The organism is Nitrospinota bacterium, assembly GCA_016208975.1.
GTDB lineage: Bacteria > Nitrospinota_A > UBA7883 > UBA7883 > JACRLM01 > JACQXA01.
Window position 1 is genome coordinate 1,606,299 of the sequence record JACQXA010000004.1, and the last position, 16,503, is coordinate 1,622,801.

A 16,503-nucleotide genomic window follows, 5' to 3' on the forward strand; every position below is an offset into this window, starting at 1 on the left:
CCTGGGGTCATAGGTATGTCCCCGTGGGCGTTATGGTAAGCCCCGGATATATCCGGGAGCGCAGGTTGTCTTCAATTATGGCCAGCGTCATGCCCGTGGATGATGCGCAATGGCCGCATACTCCCTGCCACTCCACTATCACTTCCCGGCCATCCTTTACGTCGCGCACGATGATGTCGCCCCCTTCGTTGTGCAGGTAATCCCTTATCTCGCCATCCAGGGCCGCCTCTATCTGGTCAATCTGCTCGTCCCTGGAAAGGCCCATCCAGCGGGTTTCAGCCTCCGCCACCAACTCCTTAAGGTCCTTGGCGGCTGTCCCTTTTTTATTACCCGCCTCCAGGGCGGCCAGGGCTTGGGCCTTGGCCATGGGCCATGACTGCCCCATGCTTCGAACCAGTTCGTCGGCCAGGATGAAAAGCTCCCGCCGGTTTTCCGGAGCCGAGGAGATTACGGGATTGTCCCGCAAAATCAGGTCCACATCCTCCCCGGTCAGCTCCAAGGCTTCGGACATGGTTTTCTTTTCCGCCAGCGAGCAAAGCACTTCCGCCACAGCGTTGGATTCCATCCCGCCATAAGCGAAAAACCTGGCCCCGGTGATGACTTCGGTAAACGGGTCCACAATCCAGAAAAGCTTTACGTCGCGGCTCCTGCCTTCCAGCAAGGCCCGGCCTAATGGCTTGGCGTCGTCTTCAAAAAAAGCGCCCCGCCTGTAAGGGTTTAGCCCCGCTTCCCTGAACTTGGATGAATAGGTTTCAACATCCGTGGGCATGAACCTCACCTCTTCCCGATTCGGTTATCAATACTTGATTGAGAAATGAAGCATAGAGCGGGCCAAAGAGTAACGTCTTGTAACTGCGGGAGTTATTGCGCTTTTATGAGCCGGGATAGCGACAGATTTGTCAATCTAGCGCCTGTTGCGCCGCAACAGGCTTTGCAGGCTGGAAAAGAGAGGAAATATTAAAGAAACAGGGTCAAGAAAAGCTCAGTCCACCAGCACCCGTTTTTTACCAACGGGTCTATCTGTAAACACCTGTTCGCCGGAACCGTTTTTATAGGTGTAGAAAACCGCTTTCCGGGGTTTTTTGTAACCGCTCTGGGCGTTGGCGTCATCGCTGGCCACTGGCAACGAGGTGGTAACCACCGCATCGCTCATGCCTATCCTGCCCGCCACCGACGAGTAATGGTAAAGCACCTTGGAGACGTAATCCACCGTCTCCCGGTAAGGGGGGACGCCCCGGTACCGTTTTACCGCTTCAGGCCCGGCGTTATAGGCCGCAACGGCCAGCCGGAGGTTGCCGCCGAACTCGTTCATCATCATGCGAAGGTATCTGGCGCCACCGTTAATGTTCTGGTCCGGCTCGTAAGGGCTGGAGACGTTCACAAGCCTGGCCGTATCCGGCATCAGTTGCATAAGCCCCATGGCGCCCTTGGAGGAGCGGGCGTAGCGGTTGAAGTTGGATTCCACCTTGATTACCGACCGGATAAGCCGGGGATCAATCCCGTGGCGCGACCCGGCGGCGTTGATCAGGCTGTCGTAATTGGTTGTGAATATCGGCCCCCGCCCGCCGGGAGAACGGTAAACCACCCCGCCTTTTTGCCCCTGGAATCCGTATTTTTTAAGAACGGTGAAGTTGCGGGGGTTTTCCGGGAGATGGTCGGTGAAAAACACTACGCCGCGGCTGTCTTTTAGCATGTAAACCTCGGCCCCGGAAGGCCTGGCCACCAGAAAAAGGGCCGCAAAAAGCAGGGCCGCCGCGGAAAATTTCACCACCACACCATTGAAAAAGCTAAGTTTATTTGCACAATTATAGCTTATTTCGCGCGTTATGGCAAGGTGTGTTGCTTCGGATGGGCCCGTTATTTATAATCAGGTCTTTCTTGCGGGGGCAATGCCGCCCCCTGAACGCACAGGTTGGGGCAAAATAAATGAACGAAACTTACGGCGCCGGCGTAGTCCGGGAGCGGCCCAGCGGCCGGATACCGCCCCAAAACCTGGAGATGGAGCAGTTCGTGCTGGGCGCCATCCTGCTGGACAACGAGGCTCTTCCCAAGGTAATCGAGGCCCTCACAAGCCCGGAGGATTTCTACAAGCCAGCGCACCGGAAGATCTTCGAGACGATCCTGGAGCTTTACGAGAAGAACGAGCCGGTGGACTTGATGACCCTGGCTGAAGGGCTCCGCAAGAAAAACTACTATGACGATATCGGGATAGATTACCTGGCGGAGCTGGTGGACATGGTTCCCACCGCCGCCAACGCCCGGGTGCATGCGCGCATCGTCCGCGAGAAGGCCATACTGCGCAAGCTTATCACCGTGGCAGGCGAGGTGGTGACCCTGGCCTACGAAGAGGCCGAAGAGGTTGACACCCTGCTGGATAGGGTGGAGACCATGGTGCTGGACATCTCCCAGCAAAGGGCACGCAAAAGCCTTTTGCCCATAAAGAGCATAATCAAGGATTCGATAAAGACCGTCGAAAACCTTTACGCCAGCAAGCAGTTGGTAACCGGCACCCCCACAGGCTATAAGGAGCTGGACGAGAAGACAGCCGGGCTCCAGCCTTCGGACCTGATAATCGTCGCCGGACGGCCATCCATGGGTAAAACGGCGTTCGCCATAAACGTGGCCCAGAACATGGCCATGCTGGAGGAGGACAGGGTGGCGGCGATATTCTCGCTGGAAATGTCCGCCGAACAGTTGGTGCTCAGGATGCTCTGTTCCGAGGCGAAAGTGTCCGGCCACAGGTTGCGCACGGGTTACCTGGCCCAGAGCGACTGGCCAAAACTTACCGCCGCCGCCGGGCGGTTGCACAAGAGCAGGATTTATATAGACGACACCCCCGGCCAGACGGTGCTGGACGTGCGCGCCAAGGCCCGCCGCCTTCTTCACGAGGTGGGCAGGCTGGACCTGGTGATAATAGACTACCTACAGCTTATGACCAGCAGGGGCCGGGTGGAGAGCAGGACGCTGGAAATCTCGGAGATCACCCGTTCGCTAAAACACCTGGCCAAGGAGCTCAACGCGCCGGTTATCGCCATATCACAGCTTTCCCGTAAAGTTGAGGAGCGCCAGCACAAACAGCCCCAGTTGTCGGACCTGCGCGAGTCCGGCAGTATCGAGCAGGACGCCGACCTGGTTCTTTTCGTGTACCGCGAAGAGGTGTACGAAAAGGAGAAGAAAGACGCCCAGGGCACGGCCGAGATTATAATCGGCAAACAAAGGAACGGCCCAATAGGCACGGTGAGGCTTACATTCCTCAAGGAATTCACGCGGTTTGAAGACCTGGCCCGGGAAGAGCCTACGGAATATGCGGGCTATGACGAAGGCTTTTAATGGGGCGGACTGCGCTGGCCGCCCGGCGGCCGTAAGCGGGCGCCGCCTGTGAAACCCTTTCATCCCCTGTTCGCCGGGATAAGCCTGGACCGGCTCCATCATAACGTCTCGGTGATCCATAAGGCCGCCGGAGTTCCGCTCATGCCGGTGATAAAAGCCAACGGATACGGCCATGGCGCGGTAAAACTGGCCAGGGAACTGGCCGGAAGAAAAGAAGTGGCCGCGTTGTGCGTGGGAACAGTGGCCGAGGGGGTGGAGCTTCGCGTAGCCGGATATAAAGGGCGTATCGTGTTACTGGACTGGGCGTTCCCCCAGCAGGCGAAGGTTGTGGCGGAACAAGGGCTGGAGGTCACCGTAAGCTCCGTCGAGGGGGCCAAAGCCATCGCCAGAAAAGCGCCAAAAGGGAAACCCGCGCCGGTACATGTGAAAATCAACACAGGCATGACGCGCCTTGGGGCCGACGCGGACCACGCCGTGGATATGTACGGGCGCATAGCCGGGCTTAAAGGGGTGAAGATCGTTGGGATAATGACCCATCTGGCCGACTCTTCCAACGGCGGCGGATTCACCGGCAAACAGATAAATCTTTTTGATGACACGCTGGCGTCAATCCGCGCAAAGGGCCATATCCTGCCGCCACGCCATGTGGCCAACAGCGGCGGCATATTCCTTCATCCGGAATCGAGATACGACCTTGTCCGCCCAGGCATCAGCCTGTATGGCGTTCAGGAGTTTGACGGAGGAAACGCCGGATTAAAGCCAGTCTTGGGCCTGAAAGCCCGAGTGAGCCTGGTGAGGGATGTGAAAAAAGGGGGCACTGTCTCCTACGGCATGCGGTGGGTGAGCCCCGGAAGGCGCAAGGTGGCGGTGGCCTCCATCGGATACGCCGATGGTTACCAGAGAGCGGCAAGCGGCAAGGCCCGTGCTATCATTAACGGAGAATACGCCCTGCAGATCGGCACGATTTGCATGGACAGCTCCATGTTCGACGTTACCGGCATAGATGTGAAGGAAGGCGACATAGTCACCCTCATCGGCGAGGAGGGGCGGAAAAAAGTGACCGCCCTGGAGCTGGCGCGCCATGCGGGAACCATAGCGTACGAGGTTCTTTGCGGGCTCGGGCGCAGGGTTACAAGGGTATATTCGCGGGATTAACGAGGTTTTCAGCGGATAAACCTTCGCGTTCCATGGCCTTTCAAACTTGAGGCGAAACGGATGGAAGCCATATTAAAACTGCTGGTCTCCGCCATTTTCGGCGCCCTTATCGGCGTAGAGCGGCAGATCCGGGGCAGACAGGCGGGCTTTCGCACACAGATTCTGGTTTGCCTGGGTTCCTGCCTTTTCACAATAGTATCAATCCACGCTTACGAAGTTTACGGGGCAGTAACCGATCCCGGCAGAATAGCCGCGCAGATCATCACCGGAATAGGTTTCCTTGGCGCGGGGGCCATATTGAAAACCGGCGCCCTGGTTCGGGGGCTTACCACCGCCGCGTCCCTCTGGATAGTGAGCGCCATCGGCATGGCGGTGGGGTTCGGTGAGTATGGATTGGGCGCCGCGGCCACGGCCTTCGCCATTTTAAGCCTTGTGGCGCTCAAGAACATGGAGTCCGTCCTTTCGCAGGACAACTACGCGGAGATAATGATAAGGACAAGCGGCGCCGAGGAGTTGGACGTGAAAGCGCTGGTGAAGGATTTCGGAATGAAAGCGCTGGAGAGCAAGCACCGCTTCCTCAAAGAGGAAAAGATCACCGAGCAGACCATATCGCTGAAATATACAAATCCAGAGAACCTTACCGGCTTTTACCGCCAGATGAAAGAAACGCCGAACCTGATAGAGCTGAGGATATTGTGATGAAGCTCGATTTATCCGCTTTGAAAAACGCCATAGCCGCGCTGGAGAAAAGCCTGAATTATCTTAACTCGGATTTGGCCAAGGACCCGGATTTGCGCGAACAATTCCGCGCCGCCGCGATACAGGCTTTTGAATTCACCCATGAGGTGGCGTTCAAAATGCTTAAACGGTGGCTGGAAAAGGCGGTGGCCGGCCCTTCGGTGATAGACATGATGAATTATATGGATGTGATCCGGGCGGGCGCAGAAGCGGGATTTTTAACGGATGTGGCAAGATTCAGGGACTATCGAGAGAAGCGGAATATCACCAGCCATACTTACGATAACGCCAAGGCCGAGCAAATAGTTTCCGTGTTAAGCGATTTCCGTAATGACATGGTTTATGTGCTTTCCGAACTGGAGCGGCGCAACCTTGCGGACGATTGATATCAGCCCCGGCGATATGGAAACGGTGATGGGCATTTTGCGCGTCCATGCGCCGGGCAGGGAAGTGTGGGTGTTCGGCTCCCGTATTACCGGTTCCGCCAAACCATTTTCCGACCTGGACCTGGCCGTGATGGGAGACAAGCCATTGCCGTCATCCGCGCTGGCGGAGATGAAAGAGTCTTTCAGCGAGTCCAATCTGCCCTTCAAGGTGGACGTGGTGGAATGGGCGGACACCAGCCCTCAATTCCGGAAGATAATAGAGGATAGGCATGAAGTATTACAGGAAGCCGCTCAAACACATGGATAACTATCGGATGCTAATAGGATAAGACAAATGAAAACCAACTCTCTTGGCCAATTGCAGAGGATGGATTTACGTGAGATCTGGGACAGCGAATCTGGGGAGTTCACACCATGGCTGGCTCAGGACGAAAATATAGCCCTTCTAGGCGATACTATCGGGATTGAACTTGAGTTGGAAGCCCAGGAAAAGAATGTAGGCCCATTTAGAGCGGATATTCTGTGCAAAGATATATCAAATGATTCATGGGTTCTAATTGAAAACCAGCTTGAGGCTACCGATCATAAACATTTAGGGCAACTGCTTACTTATGCCGCCGGGTTGAAGGCTGTAACGATTGTCTGGATAGCCCAAAAGTTTACTGATGAGCATCGAGCTACCATGGATTGGCTTAATCAGATCACTGATGAAAATTTTAACTTTTTCGGGTTGGAAGTTGAATTGTGGCGCATAGGGGGCTCTTTGCCGGCTCCCAAGTTTAACGTTGTTTGCAAACCGAATGATTGGGCCAAATCGGTCGCTGATTCAAGAAAGAGAATCGAGGAGGGCGAACTAAACGAATATAGACAAACGCTGATTGAATATTGGGCCGGGTTTAGTGATCTGGCAAAAACGAGGAGCAAACTTATAAAGCCTCAAAAACCGCTACCGCAACAATGGACGAATGTTGCTATTGGAACCTCTAACTTTTGCCTTCTCGCTTCCGTGAACAACCAGAAACAATTTATAACGGCCCATTTAGGGATATACGGGCCTCACTCAAAGTCTAATTTCAAGGAATTATTTGCAGAAAAGCATGATGCGGAAAAGCAATTTGGCTGTGATCTGGACTGGCGTGAAATGCCGGATAAAAAAGAAAGTAAGGTTTTGATCAAACTAGATAAAACAAATCCAACAGACAGGAATGATTGGCCCCGGCAACATCAGTGGCTATTAGATAATCTGGAAAAGCTTCACAAGGTGTTTTCCAAACGAGTCAAAGCTTTAAAACATGCCAAATTTAACGGCAGTGATGATTCTGATGAGGGAGAGTGATAAGCAGGAATGACCACTCCTGAACGATGGGCTGATCAGGCCCGTTATGATATTGACACCGCCAAGGCCATGCTTGAGGCAAAGCCGTTCCCTTACGTTCTTTTCATGCGCCAGCAGGCGATCGAGAAGGCTTTGAAAGCGATTGTTATCCAGGTTACAGGCAAAATGGCCCCGCGAATTCACAGCCTTGTCAAACTAGGCGAGCTGGCGCAGTTGAAACTTTCGGCTGAGCAGGAAAAATTCTATGCCGAACTAGTTTCATACTATATCGGCTCTCGCTATCCTGAAGATTTGCTGGCGATGTCGAAGAGGGTTTCGCATCAAAAAGCCAAGGAGGCGCTCGATAAATCCGAGGAGGAAATCCAATGGCTGTTGTCTCTATTGAAATAGAAAAGCGTATTAAGGAAGCCATGCTGGATTTGAACAGGTCATCAAAAGTTACAGCTGTGTACATTTTCGGTTCGCAAATAAACGGCACGGCGGATGAATGGAGCGATGTGGATATAGGCGTATTTGCCGAAGGTGTGGAGAACTGGGATTTTGAACGATTCACCGAGGAATTCGTAAACGTACAAATTAAATATGGTCATGATCTTGAACCCCATTTCTTCCCCGCCAGCGTTTTCGACAATCCGGAGCCGGGGAGTTTCGCCGAGTTCGTGAAAGAAAACGGCGTGCGTATAGATTTGAGCCCGGAACCTCCCGCAAAATAAATTTACCCGCCTCCCTCCGATAGTGTTCTTTCCCCCGCCTATTTTGGTATGATTGCGCGATGGAAAAAATCCGTGATCAGGCGGTCACGGGGTAGCCAGGGGATATGTAGTCTGGATGCCTCGCCGAAGCTTCGGGAATCTGCCGCCGGGCTCCGCATGGAAGTAAGGTAATTGATCAAATTCAGCGTCGCTGTCATAGAGGCCGTGGTGGGCAACATCGGCCTGTGGGTGATTTGGACCGCCCACTCGGTGGGGGAGCTTTCCATGTTCACCTGGCAGGTGCTCAAATGGCTTGTCCGCCCGCCATTGCGCATCCGCGCGGTTTTCGAGCAGATGCAGGAGATCGGCTACAACTCGGTGCCCGTGGTGGCCATTACGGCGCTGTCCACCGGTGGCGTGCTGGCCTTGCAAAGCTACATCGGTTTTAAACGGTTCGGCGCCGAGAGCATGGTGGGCACCGTGGTGGCCCTTTCCATGACCCGCGAGCTGGGGCCGGTGCTTACCGGCATAATGGTGGCGGGCCGGGCGGGCTCCGCCATGGCCGCCGAGCTTGGCACAATGAAGGTGACCGAGCAGATCGACGCTTTGTACACCCTGGCGGCCAACCCCATTAAATACCTTATCGTGCCCCGGTTCATCGCAGGGGTGCTGATGCTTCCCATGCTGTCGGTGGTGGGGGATGTGCTGGGCATAATGGGCGGAGCGGCCATAGGGGTGGGCACGCTGGAGGCCAACCCGGTGGTTTACATGAAAAAGACTTTCGAGTTCCTGGAGTTGAACGACATTTACTCCGGCCTGTTCAAAAGCATGGTGTTCGGGGGCATCATAGCCATAGTCTGTTGTTTCCAGGGATTCGCCACGGAAGGGGGCGCCGAGGGTGTGGGAAAGGCCACCACGCGGTCGGTGGTGATATCGTCCATCCTCATACTTGTTACGGACTACGTTATGACCGCGTTCCTGTTCTAGACAAAGGCTAACTGGCATGGCGGACGACACGATAATAGAGCTGATAGACCTCCACAAGGCTTTCGGGCCCAAGAAGGTGCTGGACGGGGCCAGCCTCACCATAAAACGGGGCGAGTCCATGGTGATAATCGGCGGCTCCGGCTCCGGCAAATCCGTTACGATAAAGCACATGATAGGCCTGTTGGACCCGGACAAGGGGCGGGTGACAGTGGACGGAATTGAGGTTGGCGCCTTGAGCGAGGAGGAGCTGAACAAGCTTCGCCGGAAATTCGGCATGCTTTTCCAGGGGGCGGCCCTTTTCGACTCGCTTACCATCGGCGAGAATGTGGGGTTTGCGTTAAAGGAGCATACAGACCTTTCCAAAACCGATATCGAGAAGATAGTCACCGAAAAGTTGCGGCTGGTGGGGCTTTTCAACGTGGAAAACCTCAAGCCCGCCGAGCTTTCCGGCGGCATGAAGAAACGGGCCGGGCTGGCCCGGGCCATAGCCATGGACCCGGAGATTATTCTGTACGACGAGCCCACCACCGGGCTGGATCCAATCATGTGCGACCAGATTAACGAACTTATCGTGGATCTTCAGAGTAAAATAGGCGCGACCGCGGTAACCATCACCCACGACATGGTTTCCGCCAACCGCATCGCGGACAGGATAGCCATGCTCTACCAGGGTAAATTCGTGGCGGTAGGAACGCCGGACGAGGTGTTTTTTTCCGATATTCCAGAGGTGGCGGAATTCTGTTACATTGGTAAAGTTTTAAGGCAGACCGAAGCCATCCAGAAAAAGGGAGAAGAACGGCCCGGGGCGGAAAGCGCCGGTAGCCAGCGGGGCCAGTAACTACCCGCCAAGTTACGGATAATAGAGGTACAGCCAGATGAAATTGTTCACGCCGGAAACCAGGGTCGGGTTCCTGACCATCTTTGCCGGCTTTGCCCTTTTGTACCTGTCTTTTAAAACCGCCGGTGTGGACATTTTCAGCCGCGGCGAATACATGAAATTCAACATTTCCTTCAACTCCGTGGCCGGGCTGGAAGAGAGGGCGAAGGTTAAACTTTCCGGCGTGGAAATAGGCTATGTGGAGAAGATAGACCTTGTGGACTCCAAGGCCCGCATCACCGTCTCCCTCACCCGGGACGCCGACATCCGCGCGGATGCCATAGGCACTATAAGGACCTCCGGCCTGCTGGGCGAACGGTATATAGAAATTGTCCAGGGCACGAAGGAAAGCCCCCTGTTGAAGACCGGCGAGGCGCTTACCCGCTCCGAAGACGCCGCCGAAATAAGCGACATGATGGCCAAAATGTCCAGCGCGGTGGAGGATATCAAAATAATCACCCACTCGTTACGGAACACGTTCGGCACCGAGGAGGGGGAGCAGTCGCTCAAGAACATTTTGCATAATATAGACTCCGCCGCGGCCAACATGGACCTCATTCTGGCGGAGAACCGGCAGGCGCTGAAAGTGACCATGTCCAACTTCTCGGTGATATCCGAGAGCTTCGCCAAAGAAGCCCCGTCGCTGGCCAAAAACATGGAAATAGTAGCATCGGGGCTTAAAACCTTGATCGAGGATAACCGGGCCAACCTGACAGATGGCATCGCCAACCTGAAAGATGTCTCCGGCGAGTTTGGCGGCATGCTCAAGGAGAACAGGGAAAACCTGAAGACGACCATGGATAACCTCTCTCGCGCCTCCGCAAAAATAGACTCGCTGATGGCCTCGGTGAAGAACGCCTCCTCGTCCATAGAGAACGTAACCAGCAAGATAGAACGGGGCGAGGGCACCGTGGGCAAGCTTGTGAGCGACGAGCAGGTATATGACAACCTCAACAGCGCGCTATCCGGCGCCAAGAAACTTTTGAACAAGGCCGACGAGGTGAACCTAATGGTGGGTATCCGCTCCGAGCGGCAGTCGGAGCTGGGGCAGACCAAGTCACACGTGTCTGTGAAAATCCAGCCCAGGGAGGATAAATACTACCTGCTGGAGGCAACCGAAGACATGCGGCGGACGGATATCTCCTCCACCCGGAACACGATCAACTCTTTGCTGTACACACTCACCATGGCCAAACGTTTTTCAGACATCACTATCAGGGCGGGGCTTATAGAGTCCTCCGCCGGGGCCGGGGCGGACATACACCTGTTTGGCGACCGGGTGATGGCGTCAGCCGACCTGTTCAACCTCTCCGGGTACGATAAAGACGCCAAGAACTCCCAGCTGAAAGCCCAGTTGCGATGGAACATGCAGAAGTACCTCTTCCTTTACCTGGGCGGCGACGAACTGCTGAACGAAAAGTACCGGTCTTTCCTGGCGGGCGGCGGCGTGATGTTCGACGAGAACGACCTGAAAATGGCCCTGGGGCTTTTCTAGACGATTACGCCGGAGCTGTTAGCAGTATTTTTCGGCTGGCCGGTCACTTTTTTTCCAGAATGTGGGGGACTTCCTCCGGCTCCAGGATATTCAAGAAAGCCCGCAACGGGTTTGAAAGATAGCGGTTCTTCAGCAGTATCAGGCTAAGTTTCCTTTCCAGGTTCACCCCCTCAATCCTGGCGAACCGTAGCTGTTTTTCCTTCACCTCTTCGTCGATTGCCGCCCGGCTCACCACCGCCACCCCAAGGTTGGACTGGGCCGATTTTTTAATGGCCTCGGTGTCCCCAAGCTCCATGATGATATTGAGAGGGGTCTTCTCCGGATCCACCTTGTCCATGAACACCTTGCGGGTGCCGGAACCGCGTTCCCGGATTATGAGCGGCTCTTTTTGCAGATCCTCGATCTTTATGGAATGCCGGTTTTTCCACGGATGGTTGTTGGCGAAAATAACCACAAGCTCGTCGGTGCGGAACCGGTAAACCTCTATGCTTTTGTTGCGCACGGGGCCTTCCACTATGCCCAGGTCTATCTCCCCTTTGAGGATGGACTGCTCTATGTTGTTGGTGTTTCCCACCACCATTTCTATCCTGGCCGAGGGGTATTTTTTCTTGAACTTGCCCAGGTAGTCCGGAAGGATGTAGTTGCCTATGGTGGTGCTGGCGCCCAGCCTTAACTTGCCCACCACTTTGCGGGTGATGTCGTCTATCACCTGCTTGCCTTCCCTCAGGGCCGTCAGCGTCATCTGCGCGTAGCTTTCGAATATGGATCCCGCCTCGGTAAGCTCTATCCGCCTGCCTATGCGCTCGAACAGGGGGGAACCCAGGATTTTCTCAAGTTTTATTATCTGGGCCGAGAAAGCCGGCTGGCTTATGGCCATCTGGTCGGCGGCCCTGGAGAAGTTTTTCAGCTTGGCCGCCACCAGGAACAGGTCGAGCTGGTGGATGGTTATCTGGTTAAGCATATATAAAAGGTTATCACTTTATCAAAACAATCTATTTTATTTTTCCTAATCGCGGCGTGATAATCAAGTTCTGATCACAGTTAATAGAGGGGGTGGACAGGTTTTTTCCGCGCGTAGCCTGTTTTCGCGCCTGGAAAAAGCCCCTGCAGTTGGCTCCACCGCTCCTTTTAAGCTTTCTTTTGCCTGTAATGACGAGCAACAACCGTTAAGGAGAAGGAGTGATGCCTACTTTCGTAATCCAGGATAAATGCGATGGATGCAAGGGTCAAGACAAGACCGCCTGCATGTACATCTGCCCTCACGACCTGATGTACCTGGACAAGGACAGGATGAAGGCGCAAAACCAGGAGCCGGAGCAGTGCTGGGAGTGCTATTCCTGCGTTAAGATCTGCCCCCAGCAGGCCATAGAGGCCCGGCCATACGCCGATTTCGTGCCCATGGGCGGCACATCCATCCCCATGCGCTCCACCGATTCGGTTATGTGGACCGTGAAATTCCGCGACGGTAAAGTCCAGAGGTTCAAATTCCCCATCCGCACGACCCCGGAAGGCTCCATAAGGCCCTATGAAGGCAAGCCCACCCCGCAGGACGCGGATCTCGGCAACCAGAACCTTTTCACCGAGATCGGCGTAACCCTGCCGGCGATCAAGAAATAAGCGAGACGGGAGAATAAAAAAATGGTTAAACCTGCGGAAAACTTTCACGCGGATTTCGCGTTGAACCCGAACATAGTGGAAATGGAGACCGACATCCTGATAGTCGGCGGCGGCATGGCCGCCTGCGGCGCGGCTTACGAGGCGGCGAGGTGGGCCCAGGGCAAATACAAGGTGACACTGGTGGACAAAGCCGCCATGGACCGGTCCGGCGCCGTGGCCCAGGGCCTTTCGGCCATCAACACCTACCTGGGCGAGAACACACCGGAAGATTACGTGAAGATGGTGGCCAACGACCTTATGGGCATCACCCGGGACGACCTGGTGTATGACGTGGGCAGGCATGTGGACGGCACCGTCCAGCTTTTCGAGGAGTGGGGCCTGCCGGTATGGAAACAGCCCGGCGATGAGGGCAAGACCCTGCGGGAGGGTGGCAAGCCCGTCCGCTCCGGCAAATGGCAGGTGATGATAAACGGCGAATCCTACAAGGTGATAGTGGCCGAAGCGGCCAAACAGGCCCTGGGGATAGACAACATCATAGAGCGGTGTTTCATCGTGAAACTCCTGCTGGACGAAAAAGAGGACAACCGCATCGCCGGGGCCGTGGGTTTCAGCGTAAGGGAGAACAAGATATACATCTTCAGGGCCAAGACCATACTTATAGCCTGCGGCGGCGCGGTGAACATTTTCCGCCCCCGCTCCACGGGCGAAGGAATGGGCCGGGCCTGGTACCCGGTGTGGAACGCCGGCTCCACCTACGCCATGGCGGCCCAGGTGGGCGCGGAGATGACCACCATGGAAAACCGCTTCGTGCCCGCCCGGTTCAAGGACGGATACGGCCCGGTGGGCGCGTGGTTCCTGCTGTTCAAGTCCAAGGCCATAAACGGCCTGGGCGAAGACTATACGGTGAAGAACAAGGCGCTTTTGGAGCAGTATCCACCTTACGGACTGGCGCATGTTCCCTCCACCTGCCTGCGCAACCATCAAATGATGAAGGAGCTGAAAGAAGGCCGCGGGCCAATTTTCATGGATACCCCCACCGGCATGGCCAACCTCGCCAAGGACATGGACGCCAAGCAGTTCAAACACCTGGTGGCCGAGGCTTGGGAGGACTTTCTGGACATGTGTATCGGCCAGGCCAACCTGTGGGCAGGCATGAACATCCGCCCGGAGGAGACCAAGAGCGAGCTTATGCCCACCGAGCCTTACCTGCTGGGTTCCCACGCGGGAGCCTGCGGCATATGGGTGTCCGGCCCGGAAGACATGGCTCCTGCCGAGTGGCAGTGGGGTTACAACCGCATGACCACCGTTAAAGGCCTGTTCACCGCCGGAGACGGCGTGGGCGCCTCGGGGCACAAGTTCTCGTCCGGCTCGTTCACCGAGGGTCGCATAGCGGCCAAGTCCATGGTGCGGTTCGCCCGGGACAACAGCGGCTTCAAACCGACCATCACCGTGTCCAAGGAACAGTTGGCGGCGGACATCTACAAGCCGTTCCAGAACTATATGGACCATAAGGACTACACCACCGACCCGATGATAAACCCCAATTTCATCCGGCCCCGGATGGTGATGTTCCGGCTCAACAAGATGATGGACGAGTATGTGGCGGGCACCTCCACCTACTACACCACGTCGGAGAAGCTGATGGACGTGGCGCTCCACCTGTTGGGCATGCTCAAGGAAGACGCGGAGAAGATGGCCGCCAAGGATCTTCACGAGCTTCTGCGGGCGTGGGAGAACTACCACCGCATCTGGACGGCGGAGATGCACCTGCGCCACATCTACTTCCGCAAGGAGACGAGGTACCCAGGCTTCTATTACAGGAGCGACTATCCGAACCTGGACGAGAACGAGTGGAAATGTTTCGTCAACTCCCGGTTCGACCCGAAGACCGGAGAGTGGGCGATGAAGAAAGTTCCGCACCAGGACTTGGTGGCGAAAAGCTAGTTTTAACGGCAGGGGCGGTTCGCTAACCGCCTCTGCAACCTTTCTGGATTCGCATGGCGGTGCAGGTTTAAAACCTGCCCCTACATTCCCTTGATATTTGCTAGCGGGGCCGGGCAAAACGCACCATCCCCGCCTTTGTTCTTTCACATTGCGGGCAGTTTGTGTGCGGGGTGTATCCAGCCATTCGGCGGTTTGACGCGGTTTTGTAACTAGAGATAAAATAATCGTTGCATTATAAATTCTCCTCCCCTTAGCAAGGGGAGGTGGCCCGGCTCTGCGGGCCGGAGGGGTTTAATTTAGGTCTTAGCGATGGATGTTTACAACAAACGTGAACAGAAAGATTATCGCGTCAGCCTGCGAAAAGATTCGCCTAAAGCCGAACGAATTCTCTGGTCCAGGTTAAAGGGCAAACAAGTTTCAGGTTTCAAATTCCGCCGTCAATTTGGAATCGACAAATACATCGTTGATTTTTATTGCGCTGAATTGAAGTTGGTCATAGAGGTTGATGGAGATACTCATTTTATGGGTGACGGTAAAGAAAAAGACAAAGCGCGCCAACATAAAATCGAAAGTTATGGCATGACATTTTTTAGAGTGACAAACAATGATGTTTATAAAAATCTTGATGGCGTATTGATGACCCTGTGGAAAGTGATTGAGGATTTAGTTAAGAAGCAAAGCGCCTAAATTCTCCTCCCCGAAGTTCGGTGAAGTGGCCCGGCTCTGCGGGCCGGGGGGGGGGGGTAATTTAGGCTTGTTATTCGCCCCTCCTTAGCAAGGAGGGGTCGCCGCCAAGCGGCGGGGGAGGTTTAATTCGGCTTTGCCATGATTCACAGTAACGTAAAATGAAAGAAATTAAACCCCCACCCGCCTTCGGCTCCGGCGGAGCCTTCGGCGGACTCCCCCTTGCTAAGGGGGAGGGGTGGGAATGGGACGAACGGTAATACTCCTAAATGCTCCTCCCCTTAGCAAGGGGAGGTGGCCCGGCTCTGTGGGCCGGAGGGGTTTAATTTAGGTTTTTAAATAGTTGCGTGGTTAACTTGTTAAGCGCCGGGGCGAATTAAACCCCCACCCGCCTTCGGCGGACTCCCCCTTGCTAAGGGGGAGAAAAAGGCTTTAGATCCTATGGATAACTAAGGTAATTCAAATGGCCGATGAAGTAACAGTTGCTGACCCAACTCAGGATGCCAGCGCTCCCAAAATATCAAAAGGGGCCGTCGCCTTTCTGGATATTCTTGGATTTAAGGGGATGTGGCAGTCAACTCATCCAGCTAATCTGACTGCGCAAATTAATTTAATTTCTAACATGGTTGCGAAGGTTCAAAAAAACGTAATAAAAGAAATGTCGACCAAATTGGATATAGAAGCTAATCCCGATCAACTGAATTTCAATTTACTTTCAGACACTTTTATCATTACGGTAGAAAATGAAGACCTCTCTCTCGCACTTTTCTTTGTGGTACAAGCCACTCAGGACTTAATACTACATTTTGCGCTTTTTGACGATGTAAAGCCGCCCAATCTGCCTCCTGCAAGGCCACTTTTCCTGAGAGGAGCCATTAGTACAGGCTGGTTTTATCGGAAAAATAATATGTATATTGGTGAAGCTATTGATGATGCGGCTGAATGGTTTAATCAACCGGATTTTGTTGGGGCCATATTGACACCCAGAACAGGCTATTTTTATCGAAAATTATTGAATGATCCCCCAAAAAATCCAAATCGTCTTTTAATAAAATATACTACTCCCACCAAGAAGGGTAAGTTTGATTTGTATTGTGTTGATTGGATAAATAGGTACATTGCTCTGTATCCTCACAAAAAATTTGACTTGAAGGACTTATATTCAAAATTTATTCAGAATGGGAATATATCTCCAGGTGTCGTTAGTAAATATCAAAATACCGATGAGTTTAATAAGTACTGTCTTGAGAGAAAAACCTGAC

18 protein-coding genes are annotated in these 16,503 nt (G+C 54.3%); 15 read left to right on the plus strand and 3 right to left on the minus strand.

The window, feature by feature from the left end:
* Positions 1-7: 7 nt before the first annotated feature.
* A complete protein-coding gene (locus tag HY751_11455; protein MBI4667010.1) occupies positions 8-769 on the minus strand; it encodes a NifU family protein in 762 nt (253 codons plus the stop codon).
* A 213-nt stretch (positions 770-982) separates the two neighbouring features.
* Positions 983-1,768 (minus strand): lytic transglycosylase domain-containing protein, encoded by a 786-nt coding sequence (locus HY751_11460; protein MBI4667011.1) that lies wholly within the window; start codon positions 1,766-1,768, stop codon positions 983-985.
* Between the two features lie 158 nt (positions 1,769-1,926).
* Between HY751_11460 and dnaB the strand changes: the two genes are divergently transcribed.
* The 11 genes from dnaB to HY751_11515 all read left to right on the plus strand — a co-directional run bounded on the left by dnaB (position 1,927) and on the right by HY751_11515 (position 10,996).
* The gene (gene dnaB / locus HY751_11465; protein ID MBI4667012.1) at positions 1,927-3,330 is read left to right on the plus strand and encodes a replicative DNA helicase; all 1,404 of its coding nucleotides are present in this window, start codon (positions 1,927-1,929) and stop codon (positions 3,328-3,330) included.
* Between the two features lie 48 nt (positions 3,331-3,378).
* Positions 3,379-4,485 carry an alanine racemase gene (gene alr, locus HY751_11470; protein ID MBI4667013.1) on the plus strand — a complete coding sequence of 369 codons (1,107 nt, stop codon included), beginning with the start codon at positions 3,379-3,381 and terminating at the stop codon, positions 4,483-4,485.
* Positions 4,486-4,545: 60 nt separating this feature from the next.
* Positions 4,546-5,184, plus strand: a complete 639-nt coding sequence (locus HY751_11475; protein ID MBI4667014.1) for an MgtC/SapB family protein — start codon at positions 4,546-4,548, stop codon at positions 5,182-5,184.
* Complete coding sequence (locus HY751_11480; protein MBI4667015.1) at positions 5,184-5,609, plus strand: nucleotidyltransferase substrate binding protein; 426 nt, start codon at positions 5,184-5,186, stop codon at positions 5,607-5,609. The genes HY751_11475 and HY751_11480 overlap by 1 nt, the downstream gene beginning before the upstream one ends.
* The gene (locus tag HY751_11485; protein ID MBI4667016.1) at positions 5,566-5,916 is read left to right on the plus strand and encodes a nucleotidyltransferase domain-containing protein; all 351 of its coding nucleotides are present in this window, start codon (positions 5,566-5,568) and stop codon (positions 5,914-5,916) included. The genes HY751_11480 and HY751_11485 overlap by 44 nt, the downstream gene beginning before the upstream one ends.
* Positions 5,917-5,943: 27 nt before the next feature.
* On the plus strand, positions 5,944-6,945 hold the full coding sequence (locus HY751_11490; GenBank protein MBI4667017.1) for a DUF4268 domain-containing protein: 1,002 nt from the start codon (positions 5,944-5,946) through the stop codon (positions 6,943-6,945).
* A gap of 9 nt (positions 6,946-6,954) precedes the next feature.
* Positions 6,955-7,335, plus strand: a complete 381-nt coding sequence (locus tag HY751_11495; GenBank protein ID MBI4667018.1) for a HEPN domain-containing protein — start codon at positions 6,955-6,957, stop codon at positions 7,333-7,335.
* A complete protein-coding gene (locus HY751_11500) occupies positions 7,311-7,658 on the plus strand; it encodes a nucleotidyltransferase domain-containing protein (GenBank protein MBI4667019.1) in 348 nt (115 codons plus the stop codon). Before HY751_11495 ends, HY751_11500 begins: the two co-directional genes overlap by 25 nt.
* Positions 7,659-7,862: 204 nt before the next feature.
* Entirely contained in the window at positions 7,863-8,624 is a 762-nt protein-coding gene (locus HY751_11505; protein MBI4667020.1) for an ABC transporter permease, read from the plus strand.
* Positions 8,625-8,640: 16 nt separating this feature from the next.
* Complete coding sequence (locus HY751_11510; GenBank protein MBI4667021.1) at positions 8,641-9,462, plus strand: ABC transporter ATP-binding protein; 822 nt, start codon at positions 8,641-8,643, stop codon at positions 9,460-9,462.
* Positions 9,463-9,499: 37 nt separating this feature from the next.
* Positions 9,500-10,996, plus strand: coding sequence for an MCE family protein (locus HY751_11515; protein ID MBI4667022.1), 1,497 nt, complete (start codon positions 9,500-9,502; stop codon positions 10,994-10,996).
* Positions 10,997-11,039: 43 nt separating this feature from the next.
* On the opposite strand, the gene HY751_11520 is transcribed toward HY751_11515, so the two are convergent.
* Entirely contained in the window at positions 11,040-11,957 is a 918-nt protein-coding gene (locus HY751_11520; GenBank protein ID MBI4667023.1) for a LysR family transcriptional regulator, read from the minus strand.
* 221 nt (positions 11,958-12,178) lie between these two features.
* Between HY751_11520 and aprB the strand changes: the two genes are divergently transcribed.
* The 4 genes from aprB to HY751_11540 all read left to right on the plus strand — a co-directional run bounded on the left by aprB (position 12,179) and on the right by HY751_11540 (position 16,502).
* On the plus strand, positions 12,179-12,613 hold the full coding sequence (aprB, locus tag HY751_11525) for an adenylyl-sulfate reductase subunit beta (GenBank protein ID MBI4667024.1): 435 nt from the start codon (positions 12,179-12,181) through the stop codon (positions 12,611-12,613).
* A 21-nt stretch (positions 12,614-12,634) separates the two neighbouring features.
* Entirely contained in the window at positions 12,635-14,557 is a 1,923-nt protein-coding gene (locus HY751_11530) for an adenylyl-sulfate reductase subunit alpha (GenBank protein ID MBI4667025.1), read from the plus strand.
* Positions 14,558-14,866: 309 nt separating this feature from the next.
* Entirely contained in the window at positions 14,867-15,244 is a 378-nt protein-coding gene (locus tag HY751_11535; GenBank protein MBI4667026.1) for an endonuclease domain-containing protein, read from the plus strand.
* A gap of 460 nt (positions 15,245-15,704) precedes the next feature.
* The gene (locus tag HY751_11540; protein MBI4667027.1) at positions 15,705-16,502 is read left to right on the plus strand and encodes a hypothetical protein; all 798 of its coding nucleotides are present in this window, start codon (positions 15,705-15,707) and stop codon (positions 16,500-16,502) included.
* The last annotated feature ends 1 nt before the right edge of the window (position 16,503 follow it).